The sequence below is a fragment of the Ruegeria sp. CDSC081 genome, assembly GCF_059610485.1.
The window spans coordinates 294,842-315,636 of the sequence record NZ_JBXWNS010000004.1; the positions used below are offsets into that span (position 1 = coordinate 294,842).

Consider the following 20,795-nt stretch of genomic DNA (forward strand, 5'->3'; position numbering starts at 1 on the left):
CCGATTACAGATCGAGATCGACCCAAACCGGAACATGATCTGACGGTTTTTCGTGCCCCCGAATTTCGGAATCGATTTTGCAATCGCGCAACAGGTCAGCGGCCTGAGGGGTCAGAAGGAAATGATCAATACGAATCCCGTCATTTCGGTTCCACGCACCCGCTTGATAATCCCAGAATGAATAATGTTCCGGACCTTGCGTGCCAGCGCGAAAGGCCTCGGTGAAGCCGAGATTCAGAATTTTCCGAAATGCGGCCCGACTTTCAGGGCGAAACAATGCATCCTCGCGCCAGGCATCGGGACGCGCTGCGTCTTCGGCCTGGGGAATGATGTTGTAATCACCTGCCATCAGAGCGGGTTCTTCACTGTTCATCAGGTCGCGGGCCCGATGATAGAGCCGCTCCATCCAGGCAAGTTTGTAGTCGTATTTTGGCCCTGGGGTGGGGTTGCCGTTTGGCAGATAGAGCCCACAGATACGCAGCGCCTGTTTGCCGACGACCGTGGCCTCGATCCAGCGGGCCTGTTCGTCCTCATCATCACCGGGCAACCCACGTGAGACATCCTCAAGCGGTAGCTTCGACAGAATGGCAACGCCGTTAAAGCTTTTCTGACCGTGCGTTTCCACGTTGTACCCGCGCGCCTCAAAGATCTCTCTGGGGAAGTTATCGTCGACAGACTTGATCTCTTGCAGCAGCACAACATCGGGTTGTGCATCATCCAGCCAACGCGGCAATGCTTCGGCCCGCGCCTTGATGCCGTTGATGTTGAATGTGGCGATTTTCATGCGCGGCCCTCCGACAGTCCTTGGCAACCTATCGCTCAGAACGTGCCCAACGGCAAGGCGGAGAACGGGTTTGCGAGGCGCTGCCTCGCGCTCCGAGGTATTTTTAGCCAGATGAAGAAACGGACCGTTAACCAGAATCTCCGAAAATCAGCTGGCGGTACAGGCGGAGGCGCCGATGACCGCGCCAAGTGAAGCTCTCCGGTCTAGAAATCGGAGAGCGGATCCCTGCTTCATCCGGCTAGATACACCTTGGGGGTGTGGGGGTGAAACCCCCACGGGTGATCACATTGAAAACGAAGTGCCGCAGCCGCAGGAGGAGGTGGCGTTTGGGTTTTCGATCACAAAGCGTGCGCCGATCAGTTCTTGCGTGAAATCAATCACCGCATTTTCAAGAAACGGCAGTGAGATTGCGTCGACAATGACCTTCTGCCCCTTACCCTCAAGAACCAAATCGTCGTCTTTGGGTTTGTCCAATGCAATTTCGTACTGAAAGCCCGAACACCCGCCGCCTTCGACAGCGACACGCAGGGCTTGACCCTGATCGGCCGCGCCGATCTCGGCAAGGCGGTCAAAGGCGCGTTCTGTAACTGTCGGGGGCAGATTCATGCCAAACTCCAAAGGTTTATTTCTTAACCACTCTACCATATAGAAAGCCCAAGGACAGGCGACAAGGACAGACCGTTGGACAGAGCAGGTTTTGCCTCGAATCCCGACCGCGCAAGAGGGCGGTTGGTGCCAGAGGAAGAAAGCAGTTTCCGGTCATGCTTTCAGCGCGACCGGGATCGGATCATTCATGCCAGCGCCTTTCGGCGGCTCAAGCACAAGACCCAAGTTTTTGTTGAGCACGAAGGGGATAGCTATCGGACCCGGTTGACCCATTCGATTGAGGTCGCGCAGGTGGCGCGGACGATTGCCGGGGCCTTGGGTTTGAATCCAGAACTGACCGAAGCGGTTGCCCTGGCTCATGATCTTGGCCACACGCCGTTCGGACATACTGGCGAGGATGCTTTGCACGAGATCATGCAGCCGTATGGTGGGTTCGATCATAACGCGCAGGCCATCCGGATCGTGACCCGGCTTGAGCGTCATTATGCCGAGTTCGATGGGTGCAACCTTACGTGGGAAACCCTGGAAGGCATTGCAAAACATAACGGACCGGTGGAAGGGGAACTGCCTTGGGCGCTGGCGGAGTGCAATGCGGCGTTTAATCTTGAACTGCACACGCACGCAAGCGCAGAGGCGCAGGTGGCGGCCTTGTCTGACGACATCGCCTATAACAATCATGACCTGTTGGACGGGCTGAGGGCGGAGTTGTTCAGCGACGAGGACATTCAGCGACTGCCGATCGTGGGCGACTGTTATGCGGAGGTGGATCGCAAGTACCCGGGCCTCGACCCCTATCGCCGTCGGCATGAGGCATTGCGGCGGGTGTTTGGGGTTATGGTGTCGGACGTGATCGACACGTCTCGGGCTCTGATCGCAGGGTCCGGTGCCCAGAGCGTCGAAGAGATCCGGCATCTTGGCTATCCGGTCATTCAGTTCTCAACAGGCCTTTGGGCGCAACTGAAGGAAATTCGCGCTTTCCTGTTTTCGCGGATGTACAGGGCGCCGTCGGTGATGACGGTGCGCGCCGAGGTCAGCAAAGTGGTCGAGGATTTGTTTCCAATCTACCTTGGCGATCCTAAGCAGATGCCCGCGCGCTGGCACGCGGACATTGAAGAGGCTGAGGATGAGACTGCCTTAGCCCGGATCGTATCGGACTATATCGCCGGGATGACCGACAGGTTTGCGCTACAGGATCATGAAAGATTGACAGGGCGCCCGATATCAGCAGATCATTCGACTCCGATATAGGCCAAGGCCCATACCTGTTGACCTGCCTGATCCTGTGCTGCCTCAGCTTCGTCGGTTGGCGGGAAAACGATCATCGTTGGGCCATATCCTCCGATCCCCATGGGGGCGCCGTCGGCGTGGGTCGCAAGGATGGGCTGATAGGTCGAAATGCTTTGCCAGGGAATTTCTGCCTGGTACCCGTCCATTGCCATTGGTTTGGCCGTTTTACCTTCGGCACCGGCCATGACCATCACATCAGACAAAAGCGGGCCGCTAAAGGTGATGTCGCGCTGGTTGTCCTCGGGGCCGTAGGGAATTGTGATCTCGACCTGATCCAAACTATCCAGCAATGTCGCGTCAAAGCCAGCTGCCCCGTCATGGGTGACCTCCAGATATCCCAGCAAGCCGCCGTCATTCTCGCCGCGCGCTGGCAGGTTGGTTTCCCCAACCGCGCCGCCAAGGGTGACCAGCACATGGCCTTGCGGGGCAGGCATTTCAGCAAAAGCCGGAAGGGCGGTCGACAAGATCAGACCAAGGGGCAGGGCAAAACGCATGGGATTCTCCGTTTAGGTGTATCTGACAGACCTTAGCGGGGAGGGGTCTTTATCCAAGCGCAAATTGAATGCCTCCATTGACCTTGCGGTGTTGCGTGGTAAACCGCCGGGCAAGCAAAAGGACATTCGAAATGAACCTGTTTTCCGAGATCCGCAGCCTCGTGCTGGACGCGTTGGCACAGATGCAGTCCGAAGGCGTGCTGCCCGAAGGGTTGAGCTTTGACAACGTGGCGGTCGAGCCTCCACGTGATGCGGCGCATGGCGATATGGCAACGAATGCGGCGATGGTGCTGGCAAAGCCCGCCAAGATGAAGCCGCGCGACATTGCCGATGCGCTGGCTGGAAAGCTGGCAGAGGATGATCGGATCACAAGTGCAGAGGTTGCCGGGCCGGGGTTCTTGAACCTGCGGTTGGCGCCATCAGTCTGGCAGGGTGTTCTGGCTGCGGTGCTGCAACAGGGCACGGATTATGGCCGCTCGACCATGGGGCATGGGCAGAAGGTGAACGTGGAATACGTCTCGGCCAACCCGACCGGCCCCTTGCATGTGGGTCATACGCGGGGCGCGGTGTTTGGCGATGCGCTGGCAAGCTTGCTGGCCTATTCCGGCCATATCGTGACCCGTGAATACTATATCAACGATGGCGGTGCGCAGGTCGATGTGCTGGCGCGCTCGGCCTATGAACGGTACCGCGAGGCCAACGGGCTGAGCCCCGAGATCGCCGAGGGCCTGTATCCTGGCGACTATCTGATCCCGATTGGCGAGGCGTTGAAAGAGAAATACGGTGACAGCCTGATCGACAAGCCGGAAAGCGACTGGCTGGAGGATCTGCGCGAGTTTTCGACAGAAGCGATGATGGACCTGATCCGTGCCGACCTGAAGGCGCTGGGCGTTGAGATGGATGTGTTCTTCTCGGAAAAGTCGCTCTATGGCACGGGTCGGATTGAAGCTGCGTTGCAATCCCTGACCGACAAGGGCCTGATCTATGAGGGCGTGCTGGAACCGCCCAAGGGCAAAAAGCCCGAAGATTGGGAACCACGTGAGCAGACCCTGTTCAAATCGACCGAGCATGGCGACGACGTGGATCGCCCGGTCAAGAAATCGGACGGGAGCTGGACCTATTTTGCCCCGGATATCGCCTATCACTATGACAAAGTGACCCGTGGGTTTGACGCGTTGATCGATGTGTTCGGCGCTGACCACGGTGGCTATGTCAAACGGATGAAGGCCGCAGTATCCGCTCTGTCCGACGGCAAGGTACCGCTGGATATCAAGCTAACCCAGTTGGTGAAACTGTGGAAGAACGGCGAGCCGTTCAAGATGTCCAAGCGGGCAGGGAACTTCGTCACATTGCGTGATGTGGTCGATCAGGTTGGCCCGGATGTGACCCGCTTCGTGATGCTGACCCGCAAGAATGACGCTGCCCTGGATTTTGACTTTGACAAGGTGTTGGAACAAAGCCGCGAGAACCCCGTTTTCTACGTCCAATATGCCCATGCCCGCGTGATGAGTGTTCTGCGCCGTGCAGCTGAGGCCGGGATCGACGCGCAGGACCCAGCGCTTAAAAGCGCCGATCTGGGTAAGATCGACCATGCCTCTGAGCTGACTGTTGCCAAGAAGCTGGCCGAATGGCCGCGTCTGGTTGAGATCGCCGCACGTACCAATGAACCCCACCGCGTTGCCTTCTATCTGTATGAACTTGCAGGGGATTTCCACGCGCTTTGGAACAAGGGCAACGATGAAACCCAGCTGCGGTTTATTCAGGATGGCGATGTTGCCACAAGCCAGTCAAAAATCGCACTGGCCCGGTCCGTTTCTGTTGTGATTTCAGCAGGCTTGGGTATTCTTGGCGTTACCCCGGCGCAGGAGATGCGGTGAACAACACCGTCCGAACCGCCGGTACGAGGTAGGCAAGAAATGACCCGCGCGCCTTATTTTCGGCGCTAAACGGGCGGTGAGGCGGACATGGCAAGTTACGATTACCCGGGGCAAATGCGCCCCGAGCAGATGCATTATACGAATCAAGCTCATCCTCAGGATGGGTATGACTTCCCTAATGACTTGCACGGATATGACGAAACGCCCCATTCCGCGGGTTTGGGTCGTATTGTTAGTGCTCTGGGTGCTGTTGCATCTTTGGCGCTGGTCGCTGGCATCGGTGTTTGGGGTTACAATTTGGTAATGCGCGATGTCAGTGGCGTACCGGTTGTTCGGTCCTTAGATGGACCAATGCGTATTCAGCCGGATAGCCCGGGTGGCACCCCTGCGGATCATCAGGGTTTGGCCGTGAACACGGTTGCGGCAGTGGGCACAGCAGCGCCGCCTGCTGATCGGCTGATCCTTGCACCGCGCCCGGTTTCCCTGACAGATGAAGATACTCCGGTGGCACCGTTGCAACCGATACCTGCCGTACATGTGATCCAGGAAAACGTCTCTGACCGGACGGCCACACAGATGCGCCAGGGCGCGGTTGATACACTGGTTGCTGAACTGGCGGGAGAGGCGGAAAATTCCGATCAGGTTGGCGAGCAAAGTTTTCAGTTGGCCTCTTTGACCATCCCCGAGGAAGAGCCTGCTATTGATCCGGCCGATCTGGCTGCATCGCAACCGGACCCAGAACTGGCAGCTTTGCCAGGTGTGCGCCGGTCGCTGCGCCCGGTCCTGCGTCCAGCTGGTGGTGTGCGCAGCGCGATTACGTCAAACAGCACTACCGAAGACGCGATCAACGCGGCGGTCAAAGCTGCGGTCGGCTTGGATGTGGATCCTGAAACTCTGACCAAGGGCACCCGTATGGCCCAGCTTGGCGCCTATGAAAATTCGGACGTCGCGCGCTCGGAATGGGATCGCATGAATGGACGATTCGGGGATTATATGGATGGAAAACAGCGTGTTATACAGAAAACCTCAAGCGGTGGGCGAACCTTCTATCGTCTTCGGGTTCTGGGGTTTGACGATCTGAGCGACTCGCGCCAATTCTGTGCCGCTTTGCAGGCCGAAGGCGCTGATTGCATTCCGGTTGCCGCGCGGTGAATTTCGGCGCAGTCATTACGGACGCTGAAGGTCTGCGCCTGACGTCTGACGAGAAAAAACTGTTCCAAGAGATGAACCCATTCGGGTTCATTCTTTTTGCCCGCAATATCGAGTCTGCGGACCAGGTGCGCGCCCTATGCGACGATTTCCGCGAGGCTGTGGGGCGTAACTGCCCGATCACTGTTGATCAAGAGGGTGGACGCGTGCAACGACTGCGCACACCGCTGGCACGGGAATGGATGCCGCCGTTGGATCACGTGGCCCAGAGCGGAGAGCAGGCCGAACGTGCTATGTATCTGCGCTATCGCCTGATTGCGAATGAACTGTTCGAGCTTGGGATCGACAGCAACTGCGCCCCCATGGTGGATCTGGCCCGGAACGAGACGCATCCGTTCCTTAGAAACCGCTGCTATGGATCTGATCCCAAAATAGTTTCTCGGATCGGTCGTGCGGCTGCCGAGGGGCATTTGGATGGCGGTGTATTGCCGGTGCTCAAACACATGCCGGGTCATGGTTTGTCCACGCTGGACAGCCATCATGACCTGCCCCATGTCGATCTGACGCAAGAGGAGCTGACCGAAGCAGATTTCGGCCCGTTTCGGGATTTGAACGATCTGCCAATGGGGATGACGGCGCATCTGGTCTATGACCGGATTGACCCTCAACCTGCTACGATTTCTCGGACCATGATCAGCCTGATCCGCAAAACGATCGGGTTTGGCGGGCTGATTATGACGGACGATATTTCGATGAAGGCCCTCAGCGGAAGTCCGGAAGAGATTGGAACTCGGGCGCTGGCCGCCGGGTGCGATGTGGTTTTGTACTGCAACGGTTCATTTGAGGACCGCACCAAAGTGCTGAGCGCTGCCGGAAACATGTCCGATCAGGCACAGAAACGCGCTGAACGCGCGTTGGCGATGCGCAAAGCCCCGCAGGAACTTGACATCCAAGCCGCCGAAGCCGAACTTTCTCGCCTAATGGGCGGGCAGGTGTATGTCGGATAATCTTTTTAGCGAAGACCCCGTCTCGGTCGCGGATCGCCTTGCGGCAGAGGCATTGATCGTAGACGTCGACGGGTTTGAAGGTCCGCTCGATGTGCTGCTGATGCTGTCCCGCACGCAAAAGGTTGATCTGCGCAAAATATCGGTTCTGGCGCTGGCGCAGCAATACTTGTCCTTTGTTGAAAAGGCACGGGCGCTGCGGATCGAACTGGCCGCCGACTATCTGGTGATGGCGGCATGGCTGGCCTTTCTGAAATCGCGCTTGCTGCTGCCTCCGGATCCGAATGACGAAGGCCCCTCTGGCGAAGAACTGGCCGCGCATCTGGCGTTTCAGCTAGAGCGGCTTCAGGCCATGCGTGATGCCGCCGCCCGTTTGATGGGGCGCGATCAGCTGGGGCGCGATTTCTTCAAACGCGGGCAGGGCGAGGATGTCACGCGCATCCGCACCGTGACCTATTCCGCCACTCTGCTGGACCTGATGCAGGGCTATGCCCGCATTCGCACCCGTGATGAATTCCGCCCCTTTGTCATGGACCGTGACGCCGTATTCACGATGGAACAGGCGCTGGAACGTATGCGCCCGCTGATCGGCTTTGCAGGAGCCTGGACGGATATGGAGACCTATCTGCCCGAAGGCTGGGATGCCGATCCGGTGCGCAGGCGGTCCGCGACGGCGGCTACTTTTGCGGCCTCACTTGAGTTGGTGAAAGAAGGGCATATGGAAATACAGCAGAGCGAAACTTTTGCTCCGATACAACTACGCAAGAGGACCCAATCCCGTGACTGACGCGCCTCAGGAAGAAGGTACCGGCACCCTGTTCGAAGCCCCGCCTATGGCCGAGCAGGAACGCATGGTTGAGGCCGTGTTATTCGCCAGTGCCGAGCCGGTGACGATTGCCGATCTTGAAGTGCGGATGCCCCATGGCAGCGACGCGTCACAGGCGGTGGAAATGCTTAAGAAACGCTATGAAGGGCGTGGTGTTCGTGTGGTTCAGGTTGGTGAATCCTGGGCCATTCGCACTGCCCCAGACTTGGGTTTTCTGATGCAAAAAGAAACGGTTGAGACCCGCAAGCTCAGCCGGGCCGCGATCGAAACGCTGGCGATTGTGGCATATCACCAACCCTGTACACGTGCCGAGATCGAAGAAATTCGCGGCGTATCGGTCTCGCGCGGGACCATCGACCAACTGTTGGAGATGGAGTGGATCAGACTGGGTCGTCGTCGCATGACGCCGGGCCGTCCGGTGACTTTCGTGGTGACTCCGCAGTTTCTGGATCACTTTGGGCTGGAGAACGCCCGCGATTTACCGGGGTTGAAAGAATTGCGCGCTGCCGGTTTGCTGGAGAACAGACCGCCTCCGGGAACGATCCCACTGGGAGAGGGGCAGGAAGACGAAGATCAAACCGAACTGTTCGAGGACGAGTGATCACGTGGCCCTTTTGTTGCCGCACAAATCGACTATTTAGAAGCCTGGAAATCGGAGTTGAGCAATGAATGCCAATCGTATCATTGACATGATTGTGCGACAGGTCATGCGGCGGCTTGTCACCAAAGGGGTGGACAAGGGGTTCGACATGGCCAGCCGCGTGGGCCAGAAGTCGGGGCAAGAGCAGCCGCCGCACGAGAGCTCAGGTGCCTCTGATCAGTTGCAGGCTGACGGAAACCGCCATCGTCAGAACATGCGTCAAGCCCAGCGAGTGGCCAATCAGATGCGCCGGTTTATCCGGTTCTGATCAGGTTACCGTTTTGAAATGCTTGGACAGTTTCAATCCTTGTCCCTGATAGTTCGAGGCGATGCCCGCACCATAAAGCTGCGTGGGCATTTCTGACATCCGCTCGTACACCAGCCGTCCGACGACTTGGCCGTGCTCCAACACAAATGGGGCCTCGTGACAGCGGACTTCCAACACTCCGCGTGATCCTTCGCCACCTGCGGCGGCATGGCCAAAACCGGGATCGAAGAAACCGGCATAGTGCACCCGGAATTCCCCGACCATCGCCAGATAGGGGGCCATTTCAGCCGCATACATCGGCGGGATATGCACCGCCTCGCGGCTGACCAGAATGTAAAACGCACCGGGGTCGAGGATGATGCGCCCATCGGTGGTACGCACCTCTTCCCAATATTCCTGCGGGTCGTATTCGCCAATCCGGTCCAGATCAATGACACCGGTATGAGGTTTGGCGCGGTAGCCCACCAAATCAGTGTCGGGCAGCCGCAGGTCCACCGAGAACCCGAGCCCGTCTTGAATGACAGCGGGGCCATCGACCAGCGGGGATTCGGCGTGCAGGGCGCTTAGATCGGTATCGCTCAGCACGGCCTGTCCCTGCCGGAACCTGATTTGGTTCAGCCGCATTCCCGGACGCACCAGAACCGAGAATGAGCGGGGGCAGATCTCGGCATACAAAGGGCCGGTATAGCCTGCAGGCACCCGGTCAAACTCGGTCCCGCCATCGGTGATCGTGCGCGTCAGAAGATCCAGCCGCCCGGTCGAGCTTTTTGCATTGGCGGCCGCGCTCAGCCCCTGGGGCAGGGCCAGCGATTCCATCAACGGCACTAGATAGACACAGCCCTTTTCCAGCACAGCACCTTCAGAGATATCGATGCGGTGCATCTCAAATTCCGACAAACGTTCGGCTACGGTGCGACCTTCGCCTGCCAGAAACGAGGCACGTACCCGGTAAGCAACTGTACCTAAACGCAAATCAAGGCTGGCGGGTTGAATCTGGGCGGGGATGGCCTCTGGACTTGCGGTAATCTCACCGCGCGCGATCATCGCCTCTATCTGCTGGTTCGGGCATACGCCGGTCATTCCGATCCCCCCTGATGCCAGAGCGGGATCTGGCCTGTGTGCCATAAACGTCGGTGTGATTTGGTCGGGCTAGCAGGACTCGAACCTGCGACCTTCCGTCCCCCAGACGGACGCGCTACCAGGCTGCGCCATAGCCCGACGTTGAGGTGTTCATAAAGACTTTCCCGGCGGGGGCAAGAGGAAATCATCGCCTTTTTTCTTATCCCGCCGATCGGTTTTCTATTCGGTTCAACACGCTGCGCAGCTCTTGCGCGATGGGCGCGATCTGGCTGAGCAACTGGTCATCGAATGCGTCCCGGGTCCAGGCCAATGTCGCGATCCCACCCAACAAGGGCGAGGCGTCGGGATAAGACGGCTGGGCTTGGGCCGCAGGCTCAGCTTTTGGCGGAGCGGGGGCAGGGGTCGGTTCGGGTTTTTGCGCGTCGCCAAGATCTAGATGTATCTGCTCATGCGGGGGGGCTGGCTTGGCCGTGAATGGCACTACGACATTTGCATCGGGTGCGGGTTCAAGAATCGCCATTTCATCCAGGCCCTGGGACACTGAAGAAACATGCGCCACGCCCTGTTCACGCAAGATGCGCTGTACGCCTTTGATGGTGATCCCATCCTCATGCAAAAGCTTCTTGATGCCGCCCAACAGGCGCATATCGTTGGGGCGATAATATCGGCGCCCACCGGCCCGTTTTACCGGTTTCACCTGATTGAAGCGGCTTTCCCAGAATCGCAGAACATGCGGCTGCACACCCAACCAGTCCGCAACTTCACTGATGGTGCGAAAGGCGTCTGGGGACTTGCTCATATTCGTGCCGTCCTGATCTTATTTGCGGTTCCCTGCGGCGACGCGATCTTTCATCAGATGCGACGGGCGGAAGGTGAGAACACGGCGAGGCTGAATTGGAACCTCTTCGCCTGTCTTGGGATTGCGGCCGATACGAGCTGTCTTGTCCCGAACACTGAACGTTCCAAAAGACGAGATCTTCACCTGTTCGCCGCGCACCAAGGCGTCGGACATATGGTTCAGAACGCTCTCGACCAGTTGCGCGCTTTCATTGCGTGAAAGGCCAACTTCACGAAATACGGCCTCGCTCAGATCCATTCGGGTCAGTGTTTTGTCGCTCATGCCAATTCCCCTGTTGCTATCAGAGCATAGGGTCAGGGCAAATTCGCTGTCAATATCAATGAATTGCGGGCGAGTGTGTAAGCTGAATTGCGCTTGTTACCACCGCAAGAGGACTGAGCCCCAGGCCAATCCACCTCCGATTGCCTCTGTGACCAGCAGATCACCCTGTTTGAACTGCCCACGCTGTTTAGCAACAGACATTGCCAAGGGAATCGATGCGGCCGAGGTATTTCCGTGGTCCTGCAGGGTAACGACAACGTGTTCCATAGGAACGCCCAATTTCTTGGCTGTGCCCTGAATGATTCTAATGTTTGCCTGATGCGGTACGATCCAATCCACATCTTCATGGCTTAGCCCTGCCTTCTCTAGACAGGTTTCTGCGGTAGAGGTCAGACGTTCAACTGCCTGCCGAAACAGCTGGTTTCCTTTCATCCGCAGATAGCCTGTGGACTGGGTCGAGACGCCTCCATCCACATAGAGCAGGTCCTTATAGCGCCCGTCCGAGTTCAGGTCGGTTGCCAGAATGCCCCGATCGTCCGAGGTTCCCGCGCCCTCATGCTGTTCAAGGATTATCGCTCCGGCGCCGTCGCCGAACAACACGCAGGTCGACCGGTCGGTCCAGTCCATGATACGAGAGAACGTCTCGGCGCCGATGACCAGCACGCGTTTGGCCTGGCCTGACACGATCAGCGCATTGGCATTGGTCATGGCATAGACGAATCCGGCGCAAACCGCCTGTACGTCAAAGGCGAAGCCTTTGGTCATGCCAAGCTGCGATTGAACCATTGTTGCGGCAGAGGGAAACGTCAGGTCAGCGGTCGATGTTGCAAGAATAATCGCATCAATATCATCTGCCTCCAGACCCGCATCGGCCAGTGCGGCACTGGCAGCCTTTGTGGCCATAATCGAAGTGGTTTCGTCTTCCGCTGCAAAATGCCGGCGTTCGATCCCGGAACGTGTCCGTATCCACTCATCAGACGTATCGAGCGTTTCTTCGAACTCGGAATTCGGGACGATGCGCTCTGGCAAATAGTGCCCGACACCAACTATAATTGAACGGCCTGCCATGCTGGGGTACTGCCTTTTTTGTTATTCACCGGCCTTCGACGGCGTGTCTGCGGCATCTTGTGCAAGCTCGGCTGTCGATGCAACCCGTGCTGCCAATTTTTCGGCGAAGCCGGACTCGGCCAAGGTAAAGGCCAGCTTTACAGCGGCTGACACGCCGGTCGAGTCTGCACCACCATGTGATTTGACGACGGTTCCGTTCAGGCCAAGGAAAACCCCACCATTCACGCGCCGAGGATCAATTCGTTTCTTCAACCGCTGCAAAGATGTGATTGCAAGGATCGAGGCCAGTCGTGAGAGCGGAGAATATTTGAACGCCTCGCGCAGAAGATCTCCGATCAGGCTGGCTGTGCCTTCTCCGGTCTTGATGGCGACGTTGCCTGTAAACCCGTCTGTTATAATGACATCGGCTTTGTCTCCCGGGATGTCGCTGCCTTCGACAAAACCCACAAAGTCAAAGCTGGCCTGATCCGCAAAATCCGAGATCATGCCATGCGCTTCTTTTAGCTCGGCGCGCCCTTTATGTTCCTCGGTGCCCACATTCAAAAGGCCGATCCGTGGACGTTCCAACGCCATGCCGTTTCGGGCATAAGAGGCACCCATCAAAGCATATTGCAGCAGGTCCTTGGCGTCCGCGCGCACATCGGCGCCTACGTCCAGCATTACATTGAAACCCTGCGGATTGCGCGAGGGCCACAAAATAGCGATTGCCGGGCGGTTTACCCCCGGCAGCTTACGTAGACGCATCATCGACAGGGCCATCAATGCGCCGGTGTTGCCACAGGAGACCGCGCCATGGGCTTCACCCTGACGTACTGACTCCAGTGTGGACCACATCGAAGTTTGCTTACCGTGCCGGACGACCTGGCTGGGCTTGTCCTCCATCGTGACCACATCGGGACAATCACGAAAAACGACGCGCCCGTTCAGGACACGCCGTTTTGCGACAAGTTTGCGCAACATGGCCTCAGGCCCGTGCAAGATGAACGCGATATCGGGGTTCTTATCCGCCGATTTGGCGATCCCCGCCACAACAGCAGCGGGCCCCGAATCTCCGCCCATTGCGTCAACCGAGATGGTAATCCGTCCGGCGTGCGTGGGCTGTTCTGTCATGCTTGGCCTGCGCTTTTAGGGCTTAGGCCGCGTCTTCGTCCAGGTCGATTTCGTCGGCCTGAGCGACGACTTCGCGGTCATCATAGTGGCCGCAGGACGCGCAGACGTGGTGCGGGCGCTTCAGCTCACCACAGTTGGCGCATTCGTTCGGGTTTGCAGCAACCAGAGCGTCGTGCGCGCGGCGGTTGTTGCGACGCGACTTGGAAACTTTGTTCTGTTGGACAGCCATGGTCTCAACCTTTGTCTACTAAGGGCCGGCAGATTCGCTGCGGGCCAGGTTTCATTCTTCGTTTTTCTCGTGGTTTGACGCGCGTTTAGGGGACGGGCCCCGCGATGTCCAACCCAAATTCCGATGAGCGCGCGAAAATACTGCGATTCTCAGCATGTTCAAGCGATTTTTCTGAGCGCCTGCTATGACAGGATTTCAGGCCCGTGTCACTCGTCTTTTTTCAGTGCATCGCGCAGCCCGGCCAAGCCCGCAAAGGGTTTGACATCTTCATCCGTTATTGCCTGTTTGCCGGGTTCGGTAAAGCCCGCCTGTTCCAATTCGGCACCTTCTTTCCGGGGATACTGGGGCAGGGCAAGCGCCAGCGCTTCGGACATGACCTCGGTCAGAACGATTTCGGTCCCTAGCGGCTCAGATTCGTCACCTTCCGGGATTTCGAACTCTTCCTCGTCAGGGTTTGTCCAATCTGACAGAAACATCCGGGTCACCGGAATGTCGATCCGCGTGGTAACCGGTGTCAGCGTCACGACACAGGGTTGAATCACGGTTGCCCCCAGTTTTCCTGAAAGCGCCCAATCACGCTTTCCATGCGCACGCACCTCGCCGACAAAACTCAGCTTACGTAGCCCAAGCAGGCTCAACTCGTTCTTTAAGACATCCAACTCCTGTGCGTCAGGGCGAATTTCAAAGGGCGTCGGTGCGTTCTGAGGCAGGTCGGCGACCCTTAAAGATGTCTGGTTGCTCATACGTGGCCCTTTCGTGTGTTGAACCGGGGTGGCGGTTTGATGTAATCGGATAGGGGCCGCACGGTCCCAAGGCAAGAGGGTGTGAATGTTGAAAGTTATGAGCAGGTTGAAACCAGCGTCCAGAACGCTCGTATTTGCGGCCTGTCTGACCGCTGCTGGTGCGTGTGCTCCGGTCTTCAAGAAACACGGATATGTCCCCACAGCCGAGGACCTGGCCGAAATTCAGGTGGGTGTAGATACACGTGAAAGCGTACTCGAATCCGTTGGCGCGCCCAGTACTTCAGGCGTCGTTCGCGATTCCGGCTTTTATTATGTGACATCACGCGTTCGTCATTATGGTCCGAAACGACCGAAAATCGTCTCGCGCGAGCTTGTGGCGATCAGCTTCGATGACCGGGGTGTTGTGCGCAATATTGAACGCTTTGGCCTTGAGGATGGAACCGTCGTGACGCTGGATCGTCGTATTACCGAATCCTCAGTTCAGAACCGTGGGTTCCTGCGGCAGCTGCTTGGCAATATCGGCAACTTCAACCCGGCAAACATTCCTGGCGCGACCAACTAATTCATAGTCACGTCTTGTCAACTTCACAGGGCGGTCACAAATCCTGTGTTATTGACCCTGCAAGACGAAACAGGTCAGCAACCCAGGAGGATGCGACCATGGCACTATTGCTCGGCAAGGGCCGGTACCGTGCGCGTCAGGCGCAAACACCGCAGGATGTTGCGGCGGCGCAGTGTCTTCGAACACTGGCTTTCGGGACTGATCAGCCTGATCAGGATGAGTTCGACAGCCGTTGTACGCATATTCTGGTCGAGGATATGCGTGCCAACGGTAAACTCGTGTGCTGCTTTCGCATGTTGATGATGGAGCGCGGGGCCGAGATTGGCCAAAGCTATTCCGCCCAGTTCTATGACCTCTCGGCACTTGAAGGGTTTAAGGGGCGTATGGTCGAGATGGGGCGCTTTTGCGTGCATCCTGGTCGAAACGACCCAGACATTCTGCGTGTTGCCTGGGGGGCGATGACTGCATTTGTCGATCAGAATAATGTTGAGATGCTGTTTGGCTGCTCATCGTTTGCGGGTACAGACACGGCGGAATATCTTGATGCTTTTGCGATGTTGAAACATCGCCATCTGGCCCCGAAACGCTGGTTGCCACGGGTCAAGGCCCCAGATGTTTTCCGGTTCGCCGCGAGATTGCGTCGGCGCCCGGATGCCAAAAAAGCCATGATGCGCATGCCCCCTTTGCTGCGTACTTACCTGATGATGGGCGGCTGGGTCAGTGACCACGCAGTCGTTGACCGTCACATGAACACTTTGCATGTCTTTACCGGCCTCGAAATCTGCGCGATTCCGCCCGCACGTAAACGTTTGCTGCGGGCCGTTGCCGGGTAATCGCCGTTGACGGCTCGACGCTGCGGGGGTAGCTGGCGGGCATGGCAAGAATTCCTTTATTGCAGATGTCCGGCATTTCCCTGACTTTCGGGGGCGATCCGGTTTTTTCAGACCTTGATCTGGTGGTTCAACCAGGCGACCGCGTCGCTCTGGTTGGGCGGAACGGATCCGGCAAGTCAACCTTGATGAAGGTGATGGCCGGTTTGGTGGAAGCGGACAAGGGCGAGATTGTAATTCCCCCGGGTAAGTCAGTCGGTTACATGGAGCAAGACCCCGGAATGGAAGGGTTTTCTACGCTCGGCGACTATGCCTCCAGCGGGTTAGAGCCGGGTGAGCTTTACAAAGTCGAACGCGCAGGCGAAGGGCTGAAATTCGACCCGGCGCGCGCTGTTGAGACGGCCTCGGGCGGTGAACGCCGCCGTGCCGCGCTGGCCAAGCTGATGGCCGAAGCCCCGGATTTGATGCTGCTGGACGAGCCGACCAACCATCTTGATATCGAAGCCATCGCCTGGCTCGAGCGTGAGCTAGGATCGACACGGACGGCCTATGTGCTGATCTCACACGACCGTGCCTTTCTGCGCGCTTTGACCCGCGCGACGCTATGGATCGATCGTGGGGCGGTCCGACGGCAGGAGCAAGGGTTTACGGCATTCGAGGCTTGGCGCGACAAGATCTGGGAGGAAGAGGACCAGCAACGCCATAAGCTGAACCGTCTGATCAAGTCCGAGGCGCGATGGGCCGTCGAAGGCATCAGCGCCCGTCGCAAGCGCAACCAGGGTCGGGTCCGCGCCTTGCAGGACCTTCGATCTGAAAAAGCCGCACAGATAAAACGTCAGGGTTCGGCCGCGATGACCCTTGAGGCTGGACCAAAATCAGGGCGAAAAGTGTTTGAAGCCAAAGGCCTATCCAAGTCTTTTGGTGATCATCAGATCGTGCGCGACTTTGACCTGTTGGTACAGCGGGGCGACCGCGTGGCCTTTGTTGGCCCAAACGGCGTCGGCAAGACAACATTACTGAAAATGTTGTTGGGACAAGAGAACCCGGATGAGGGGTCGGTCACGCTGGGCACCAATCTTGAGATTGCGGTTTTCGACCAGACCCGCGCGCAGCTCGACCCTGAAATGAGCCTTTGGGACAGCCTGACCGGCGACCCCGAGATGCGTGTTTCCGGCAAGGCGGATCAGGTGATGGTCGGTGGCCAACCCAAGCATGTGGTCGGCTACCTCAAGGAGTTTCTGTTTGACGAGGGGCAGGCCAGAGCAGCCGTTAAGTCACTGTCAGGTGGGGAAAAAGCCCGTTTGCTGCTGGCAAAGCTGATGGCCAAACAGTCGAACCTGCTGGTATTGGACGAGCCGACCAACGATCTGGATGTGGAAACACTGGATCTGTTGCAGGAACTGCTGGACGATTATGACGGCACCGTTTTGCTGGTCAGTCACGACCGGGATTTCTTGGACCGTGTGGCCGCAACGACCATCGCGATGGAGGGTAACGGCCGTGCAACCGTCTATGCCGGGGGGTGGTCGGACTACCTCGCTCAGCGCGGCGAGGTGTCTGATAAGAAAGAAGTAAAAACAAAATCTTACAAGCCAAAGGTAAAGCATGAGGCGCAACCGAAACTGGGGCTATCATTCTCAGAGAAACACCGTCTTGAGAAATTGCCTGCCGAGATTGAGCGGCTTGAGGCGGAAATCGGAAAGCTTGAAGAGCTGATGTCCGATCCTGAGCTTTTCAGCCGTGAACCTGTTAAGTTTCAGAAAGCGACCGAGGCTTTGGTCGAGCGGCAAGAAAAGCTGGCCGCAGCCGAGGAAGAGTGGCTGATCCTCGAGGAAAAGGCCGAGGGCGCCTAGATCAGCTTTCGCGCTGTGGCCGGCTATCCGACCACAGTTCATTTGAGTGAGCCGTTTTCATCGGTAGGTGATCAGCCACGCTCAGCGCATTCGCAGCGCGCCGTCGATACGGATGACCTCGCCGTTCAGATAACCCATTTCGACGATGAACCCGGCCAGTCGCCCGTATTCGCGGGGGTCGCCAAGGCGCACAGGGTTGGGAACGTCAGAGGCCAGTTGTTGCTGCACCTCTTCGGGCAGACCGGCCAGCATCGGAGTCATAAAGATTCCGGGTGCGATGGTCATCACGCGGATTCCGGACGAGGCCAGATCCCGTGCCATGGGCAGGGTCATACCTACCACACCACCTTTCGAAGCCGCATAGGCAGCCTGACCCTTTTGCCCATCAAAGGCCGCGATTGAGGCTGTATTGATGATGACACCGCGCGCGCCATCCGGTTCTGGGTCGTTCTTTGCCATTTCCGCGGCTGCAAGGCGTGAAACGTTGAATGTACCCACAAGGTTGATGTCGATCGTGCGCTGAAATGCATCAAGCGGGTGCGGGCCATCCCTGCCTACGGTTTTCATGCCAACCGCGATCCCGGCGCAATTCACTGCCGCGTTGATTGCTCCCATCTTCTTGCGGGCATGGGCGATGGCCGCGGCCACGGATGTTTCATCGGTTACATCCGTCTGGGCGAAATGCCCGCCAATTTCTGTTGCGACCTGGCTGCCTCGGTCTGCATCCCGGTCCAGAATGGTTACCTGTGCATTGTTTTCTGCAAAAAAGCGGGCCGTTGCCTCACCCAGCCCCGAGGCGCCTCCGGTGACAATGGCTGCGGTGGTCGACAGGTGCATCTGGATCTCCTTCCAAAAGATATGAACATACGTTCATTTAATATCAGCCAAGGGACAGTGTCCATAGGGGGGCGTCGGGCAGGCGGCCCTTCCTCAAGGCTTTCTCAGGTCAGCTTCAGGCGTTCTTAATGTTGGAATCTCAAATCGACACTGAACGCAATCGAGCGTCTGGGTGGCGCATTTGAGGAGGACAAACTATGCGAATTGGAACCAAATCAGGGCTTTCCGCTTTGGTAGCCGCTCCGTTTCTGGGGATTATGGCGGCTGGAAGTGCGGCCGCTGCACCAGAGGTCTGCAACTGGAAAACGGCGCGGGATGCTGCAAACAGCGGCGATTATGCGACCATGTGTGAGTGCACGCAGGTAACCCCCAGCTTTCTAGAGCGCTTGCAGAAACGTGCGGATTTCGAAACCACATTGCAAAACACATCCGCGCAATGCCCGGGGTTGGCTGCCTTGTTGACCGACTTTCCGACAGCATCGATCGTAAGCGCGGCAAATGCAGGTGAAGACCGCAGCTCGGACCCAAGTTCACCGCTCACGCCGGTTGGCGGCGGTGGAACCGGGTCCGGAGGGTCAGGCGGTAACGGTCCCGGCAACGGCGGCGGAGATGATCCGGGTGGCGATAACCCGGGCGATGATCCGGGTAACGGTGGTGGGGATGATCCCGGTGACGACAACCCAGGTGATGATCCCGGCAATGGTGGTGGCGATGGCCCCGGCAAACCCGGAAATGGCAATGGTCCCGGCAAAGGGGGCAATGGTCCAGGTAAAGGCGGGAACGGCCCCGGAAATGGCAATGGAAACGCTGGGAACCCCGGCAATGGCGGGGGCAATAACGGCGGCTCTGGCCCCGGCACCGGAAACGGTGGAGGTAACAACGGCCACGGCGGAGGCCACGGTAACGGCGGCGGCGGCCAAGGGAATGGCGGCGGCCACGGTAATGGTGGCGGCGGTCATGGACATGGCGGCGGCAAAGGGGGCAAGGGATAAGCCCACACTTGGCAGATATGTCCGTACCGAAACAGAAACGGCCACCCAATTAGGTGGCCGTTTTTCTTTCAGAGGTCTTAGTTATCCCAACTGAACCAGCGCGTGCCTCTTCTTGCCCGCACTCAGTTTGATGGGCGAGGACAAGGCGCCTGCGTCGATCATCAGTCCCGCGTCTGTTAATGAAGCGTCGTCCAGTTTGGCGCCGTTTTCTGCAATCAGGCGCTTGGCCTCTTTGCCAGATTTCGCCAGGCCAGACTGTACGATCAGTTGCACGATGGATATCGGCAAGTCTGCTTCGCCGACCGTTAGGGTCGGCAGATCGTCCCCGACGCCACCTTTTTCGAACACTTCGCGAGCGGTGGCCTCGGCGTTTGCCGCAGCCTGGGCCCCGTGCAGCAAGGAGGTGACCTCGTTTGCCAGGCGGATCTTGGCCTCGTTGATCTCGGACCCCTGCAATGCGCCAAGGCGGTCACACTCATCCACAGGCAGTTCGGTGTACAGCTTCAGGAACCGGCCGACATCCGCGTCGGTGGTGTTGCGCCAAAACTGCCAGAACTCATAGGGTGAGCGCATCTCGGCATTCAGCCAGACCGCACCGTCTTGCGATTTGCCCATCTTCTTGCCATCGCTGGTGGTCAGCAGGGGTGAGGTCAGGCCATAAATCTCGTTATCCAACACGCGACGGGTCAGGTCGATACCGTTGACGATATTGCCCCACTGATCGCTACCGCCAAGCTGTAGGACACAGCCATAGCGACGGTTCAGTTCAAGGAAGTCATAGGCCTGCAGGATCATGTAATTGAATTCGAGGAAGGACAGCGATTGCTCGCGGTCCAGCCGGGATTTCACCGATTCAAAGGCCAACATCCGGTTGACCGAGAAATGCCGGCCGATGTCGCGCAGGAAGTCGAGGTAATTTAGGTCGTCCAGCCACTCTTCGTTGTTCAGCATCAGTGCTGCGTTTTCTGCGCCGCTATCATAGTCGATATAGGCGGCAAACACCTTTCTGATGCCTGCGATATTGGCGTTGATCTGGTCCGGGCCCAGTAGGGGGCGCTCATCTGACCGGAAGGACGGATCGCCCACCTTCGTGGTGCCGCCGCCCATCAGGGTGATCGGCTTATGACCTGTTTTCTGGAACCAGCGAAGCATCATGATCTGGATCAGGCTGCCCACATGTAGGGACTTTGCCGTTGCATCAAACCCGATATACGCCGACTGACACCCGCTGATCAGCGCCTCGTCAAGGCCCTGATAATCGGTGCAGTCAGCCAGAAAGCCGCGCTCGATCATCGTGGCGATGAAATCCGATTTGGGGTGGTAGGTCATATCGTGCCCTTTGGGTTAATGTTGCGGGGCAGTGTATAGGCGGTGGGGATGACAAGGAAAAGGCACCTTATCCAAGAAAAACACGCGGCTTATGTGATCTGGCTTGC

Annotated in this window: 23 protein-coding genes and 1 tRNA gene; 11 read left to right on the plus strand and 13 right to left on the minus strand. The window is 57.8% G+C overall.

What is annotated here, in order from left to right:
• Positions 1-4: 4 nt before the first annotated feature.
• Together xth and AC2FH9_RS09200 are read right to left on the minus strand one after the other, a co-directional pair.
• Complete coding sequence (gene xth / locus AC2FH9_RS09195) at positions 5-784, minus strand: exodeoxyribonuclease III (RefSeq protein WP_496749591.1); 780 nt, start codon at positions 782-784, stop codon at positions 5-7.
• 282 nt (positions 785-1,066) lie between these two features.
• The gene (locus tag AC2FH9_RS09200; protein WP_142633331.1) at positions 1,067-1,390 is read right to left on the minus strand and encodes a HesB/IscA family protein; all 324 of its coding nucleotides are present in this window, start codon (positions 1,388-1,390) and stop codon (positions 1,067-1,069) included.
• Between the two features lie 75 nt (positions 1,391-1,465).
• On the opposite strand from AC2FH9_RS09200, the gene AC2FH9_RS09205 reads away from it, so the two are divergent.
• Complete coding sequence (locus AC2FH9_RS09205; RefSeq protein WP_496871288.1) at positions 1,466-2,638, plus strand: deoxyguanosinetriphosphate triphosphohydrolase; 1,173 nt, start codon at positions 1,466-1,468, stop codon at positions 2,636-2,638.
• Here the strand turns inward: AC2FH9_RS09205 and AC2FH9_RS09210 are convergent.
• A complete protein-coding gene (locus tag AC2FH9_RS09210) occupies positions 2,620-3,171 on the minus strand; it encodes a putative pterin-binding protein (protein ID WP_496749594.1) in 552 nt (183 codons plus the stop codon). The genes AC2FH9_RS09205 and AC2FH9_RS09210 overlap by 19 nt on opposite strands.
• Positions 3,172-3,302: 131 nt before the next feature.
• Here AC2FH9_RS09210 and argS point away from each other — a divergent pair, with 131 nt between their 5' ends.
• The 6 genes from argS (at position 3,303) to AC2FH9_RS09240 (ending at position 8,935) form a co-directional block, all read left to right on the plus strand.
• Complete coding sequence (gene argS / locus AC2FH9_RS09215; RefSeq protein WP_496700500.1) at positions 3,303-5,048, plus strand: arginine--tRNA ligase; 1,746 nt, start codon at positions 3,303-3,305, stop codon at positions 5,046-5,048.
• An 87-nt stretch (positions 5,049-5,135) separates the two neighbouring features.
• On the plus strand, positions 5,136-6,200 hold the full coding sequence (locus tag AC2FH9_RS09220) for an SPOR domain-containing protein (protein ID WP_496871289.1): 1,065 nt from the start codon (positions 5,136-5,138) through the stop codon (positions 6,198-6,200).
• Positions 6,197-7,204 (plus strand): beta-N-acetylhexosaminidase, encoded by a 1,008-nt coding sequence (gene nagZ, locus AC2FH9_RS09225; RefSeq protein WP_496871290.1) that lies wholly within the window; start codon positions 6,197-6,199, stop codon positions 7,202-7,204. The genes AC2FH9_RS09220 and nagZ overlap by 4 nt, the downstream gene beginning before the upstream one ends.
• Complete coding sequence (locus AC2FH9_RS09230) at positions 7,194-7,988, plus strand: segregation and condensation protein A (RefSeq protein ID WP_142633343.1); 795 nt, start codon at positions 7,194-7,196, stop codon at positions 7,986-7,988. Before nagZ ends, AC2FH9_RS09230 begins: the two co-directional genes overlap by 11 nt.
• A complete protein-coding gene (scpB, locus tag AC2FH9_RS09235; protein ID WP_496871291.1) occupies positions 7,981-8,628 on the plus strand; it encodes an SMC-Scp complex subunit ScpB in 648 nt (215 codons plus the stop codon). Before AC2FH9_RS09230 ends, scpB begins: the two co-directional genes overlap by 8 nt.
• 64 nt (positions 8,629-8,692) lie before the next feature.
• Positions 8,693-8,935, plus strand: coding sequence for a hypothetical protein (locus tag AC2FH9_RS09240; protein WP_496749600.1), 243 nt, complete (start codon positions 8,693-8,695; stop codon positions 8,933-8,935).
• On the opposite strand, the gene AC2FH9_RS09245 is transcribed toward AC2FH9_RS09240, so the two are convergent.
• The 8 genes from AC2FH9_RS09245 to AC2FH9_RS09280 all read right to left on the minus strand — a co-directional run bounded on the left by AC2FH9_RS09245 (position 8,936) and on the right by AC2FH9_RS09280 (position 14,285).
• Positions 8,936-10,015 (minus strand): 2'-deoxycytidine 5'-triphosphate deaminase, encoded by a 1,080-nt coding sequence (locus AC2FH9_RS09245; protein WP_496749602.1) that lies wholly within the window; start codon positions 10,013-10,015, stop codon positions 8,936-8,938.
• 61 nt (positions 10,016-10,076) lie between these two features.
• Positions 10,077-10,153, minus strand: a tRNA-Pro gene (locus AC2FH9_RS09250).
• Positions 10,154-10,214: 61 nt separating this feature from the next.
• Positions 10,215-10,814, minus strand: coding sequence for a MerR family transcriptional regulator (locus AC2FH9_RS09255; protein WP_496871292.1), 600 nt, complete (start codon positions 10,812-10,814; stop codon positions 10,215-10,217).
• Positions 10,815-10,832: 18 nt separating this feature from the next.
• Entirely contained in the window at positions 10,833-11,135 is a 303-nt protein-coding gene (gene ihfA, locus AC2FH9_RS09260; RefSeq protein ID WP_037316145.1) for an integration host factor subunit alpha, read from the minus strand.
• A 96-nt stretch (positions 11,136-11,231) separates the two neighbouring features.
• Positions 11,232-12,203 carry a beta-ketoacyl-ACP synthase III gene (locus AC2FH9_RS09265; protein WP_496871293.1) on the minus strand — a complete coding sequence of 324 codons (972 nt, stop codon included), beginning with the start codon at positions 12,201-12,203 and terminating at the stop codon, positions 11,232-11,234.
• Between the two features lie 21 nt (positions 12,204-12,224).
• A complete protein-coding gene (gene plsX, locus AC2FH9_RS09270) occupies positions 12,225-13,313 on the minus strand; it encodes a phosphate acyltransferase PlsX (protein WP_142633356.1) in 1,089 nt (362 codons plus the stop codon).
• Between the two features lie 22 nt (positions 13,314-13,335).
• The gene (gene rpmF / locus AC2FH9_RS09275) at positions 13,336-13,542 is read right to left on the minus strand and encodes a 50S ribosomal protein L32 (RefSeq protein WP_037316137.1); all 207 of its coding nucleotides are present in this window, start codon (positions 13,540-13,542) and stop codon (positions 13,336-13,338) included.
• Positions 13,543-13,748: 206 nt separating this feature from the next.
• The gene (locus AC2FH9_RS09280) at positions 13,749-14,285 is read right to left on the minus strand and encodes a YceD family protein (RefSeq protein WP_281994501.1); all 537 of its coding nucleotides are present in this window, start codon (positions 14,283-14,285) and stop codon (positions 13,749-13,751) included.
• A gap of 85 nt (positions 14,286-14,370) precedes the next feature.
• On the opposite strand from AC2FH9_RS09280, the gene AC2FH9_RS09285 reads away from it, so the two are divergent.
• From AC2FH9_RS09285 to AC2FH9_RS09295, 3 genes are all read left to right on the plus strand, one after another.
• On the plus strand, positions 14,371-14,847 hold the full coding sequence (locus AC2FH9_RS09285; protein ID WP_271947471.1) for an outer membrane protein assembly factor BamE: 477 nt from the start codon (positions 14,371-14,373) through the stop codon (positions 14,845-14,847).
• A gap of 98 nt (positions 14,848-14,945) precedes the next feature.
• Positions 14,946-15,680 (plus strand): GNAT family N-acetyltransferase, encoded by a 735-nt coding sequence (locus AC2FH9_RS09290; protein WP_496871294.1) that lies wholly within the window; start codon positions 14,946-14,948, stop codon positions 15,678-15,680.
• 41 nt (positions 15,681-15,721) lie between these two features.
• On the plus strand, positions 15,722-17,530 hold the full coding sequence (locus tag AC2FH9_RS09295) for an ABC-F family ATP-binding cassette domain-containing protein (RefSeq protein ID WP_496749606.1): 1,809 nt from the start codon (positions 15,722-15,724) through the stop codon (positions 17,528-17,530).
• An 81-nt stretch (positions 17,531-17,611) separates the two neighbouring features.
• Here AC2FH9_RS09295 and AC2FH9_RS09300 read toward each other — a convergent pair whose 3' ends face one another.
• Positions 17,612-18,367, minus strand: a complete 756-nt coding sequence (locus tag AC2FH9_RS09300; RefSeq protein WP_271947465.1) for a 3-hydroxyacyl-CoA dehydrogenase — start codon at positions 18,365-18,367, stop codon at positions 17,612-17,614.
• Between the two features lie 197 nt (positions 18,368-18,564).
• On the opposite strand from AC2FH9_RS09300, the gene AC2FH9_RS09305 reads away from it, so the two are divergent.
• The gene (locus AC2FH9_RS09305; protein WP_496871295.1) at positions 18,565-19,359 is read left to right on the plus strand and encodes a hypothetical protein; all 795 of its coding nucleotides are present in this window, start codon (positions 18,565-18,567) and stop codon (positions 19,357-19,359) included.
• 81 nt (positions 19,360-19,440) lie between these two features.
• Here AC2FH9_RS09305 and tyrS read toward each other — a convergent pair whose 3' ends face one another.
• The gene (gene tyrS, locus AC2FH9_RS09310) at positions 19,441-20,688 is read right to left on the minus strand and encodes a tyrosine--tRNA ligase (RefSeq protein ID WP_496871296.1); all 1,248 of its coding nucleotides are present in this window, start codon (positions 20,686-20,688) and stop codon (positions 19,441-19,443) included.
• Positions 20,689-20,795: the final 107 nt, after the last annotated feature.

Bases quoted from the DNA above. Each gene is read 5' to 3' on its own strand.
- xth (WP_496749591.1), bottom strand. From the start codon at position 784: ATGAAAATCGCCACATTCAACATCAACGGCATCAAGGCGCGGGCCGAA.
- AC2FH9_RS09200 (WP_142633331.1), bottom strand. From the start codon at position 1,390: ATGAATCTGCCCCCGACAGTTACAGAACGCGCCTTTGACCGCCTTGCC.
- AC2FH9_RS09210 (WP_496749594.1), bottom strand. From the start codon at position 3,171: ATGCGTTTTGCCCTGCCCCTTGGTCTGATCTTGTCGACCGCCCTTCCG.
- argS (WP_496700500.1), top strand. From the start codon at position 3,303: ATGAACCTGTTTTCCGAGATCCGCAGCCTCGTGCTGGACGCGTTGGCA.
- AC2FH9_RS09220 (WP_496871289.1), top strand. From the start codon at position 5,136: ATGGCAAGTTACGATTACCCGGGGCAAATGCGCCCCGAGCAGATGCAT.
- AC2FH9_RS09230 (WP_142633343.1), top strand. From the start codon at position 7,194: ATGTCGGATAATCTTTTTAGCGAAGACCCCGTCTCGGTCGCGGATCGC.
- AC2FH9_RS09240 (WP_496749600.1), top strand. From the start codon at position 8,693: ATGAATGCCAATCGTATCATTGACATGATTGTGCGACAGGTCATGCGG.
- AC2FH9_RS09245 (WP_496749602.1), bottom strand. From the start codon at position 10,015: ATGACCGGCGTATGCCCGAACCAGCAGATAGAGGCGATGATCGCGCGC.
- AC2FH9_RS09255 (WP_496871292.1), bottom strand. From the start codon at position 10,814: ATGAGCAAGTCCCCAGACGCCTTTCGCACCATCAGTGAAGTTGCGGAC.
- ihfA (WP_037316145.1), bottom strand. From the start codon at position 11,135: ATGAGCGACAAAACACTGACCCGAATGGATCTGAGCGAGGCCGTATTT.
- AC2FH9_RS09265 (WP_496871293.1), bottom strand. From the start codon at position 12,203: ATGGCAGGCCGTTCAATTATAGTTGGTGTCGGGCACTATTTGCCAGAG.
- plsX (WP_142633356.1), bottom strand. From the start codon at position 13,313: ATGACAGAACAGCCCACGCACGCCGGACGGATTACCATCTCGGTTGAC.
- rpmF (WP_037316137.1), bottom strand. From the start codon at position 13,542: ATGGCTGTCCAACAGAACAAAGTTTCCAAGTCGCGTCGCAACAACCGC.
- AC2FH9_RS09280 (WP_281994501.1), bottom strand. From the start codon at position 14,285: ATGAGCAACCAGACATCTTTAAGGGTCGCCGACCTGCCTCAGAACGCA.
- AC2FH9_RS09285 (WP_271947471.1), top strand. From the start codon at position 14,371: ATGTTGAAAGTTATGAGCAGGTTGAAACCAGCGTCCAGAACGCTCGTA.
- AC2FH9_RS09290 (WP_496871294.1), top strand. From the start codon at position 14,946: ATGGCACTATTGCTCGGCAAGGGCCGGTACCGTGCGCGTCAGGCGCAA.
- AC2FH9_RS09295 (WP_496749606.1), top strand. From the start codon at position 15,722: ATGGCAAGAATTCCTTTATTGCAGATGTCCGGCATTTCCCTGACTTTC.
- AC2FH9_RS09300 (WP_271947465.1), bottom strand. From the start codon at position 18,367: ATGCACCTGTCGACCACCGCAGCCATTGTCACCGGAGGCGCCTCGGGG.
- AC2FH9_RS09305 (WP_496871295.1), top strand. From the start codon at position 18,565: ATGCGAATTGGAACCAAATCAGGGCTTTCCGCTTTGGTAGCCGCTCCG.
- tyrS (WP_496871296.1), bottom strand. From the start codon at position 20,688: ATGACCTACCACCCCAAATCGGATTTCATCGCCACGATGATCGAGCGC.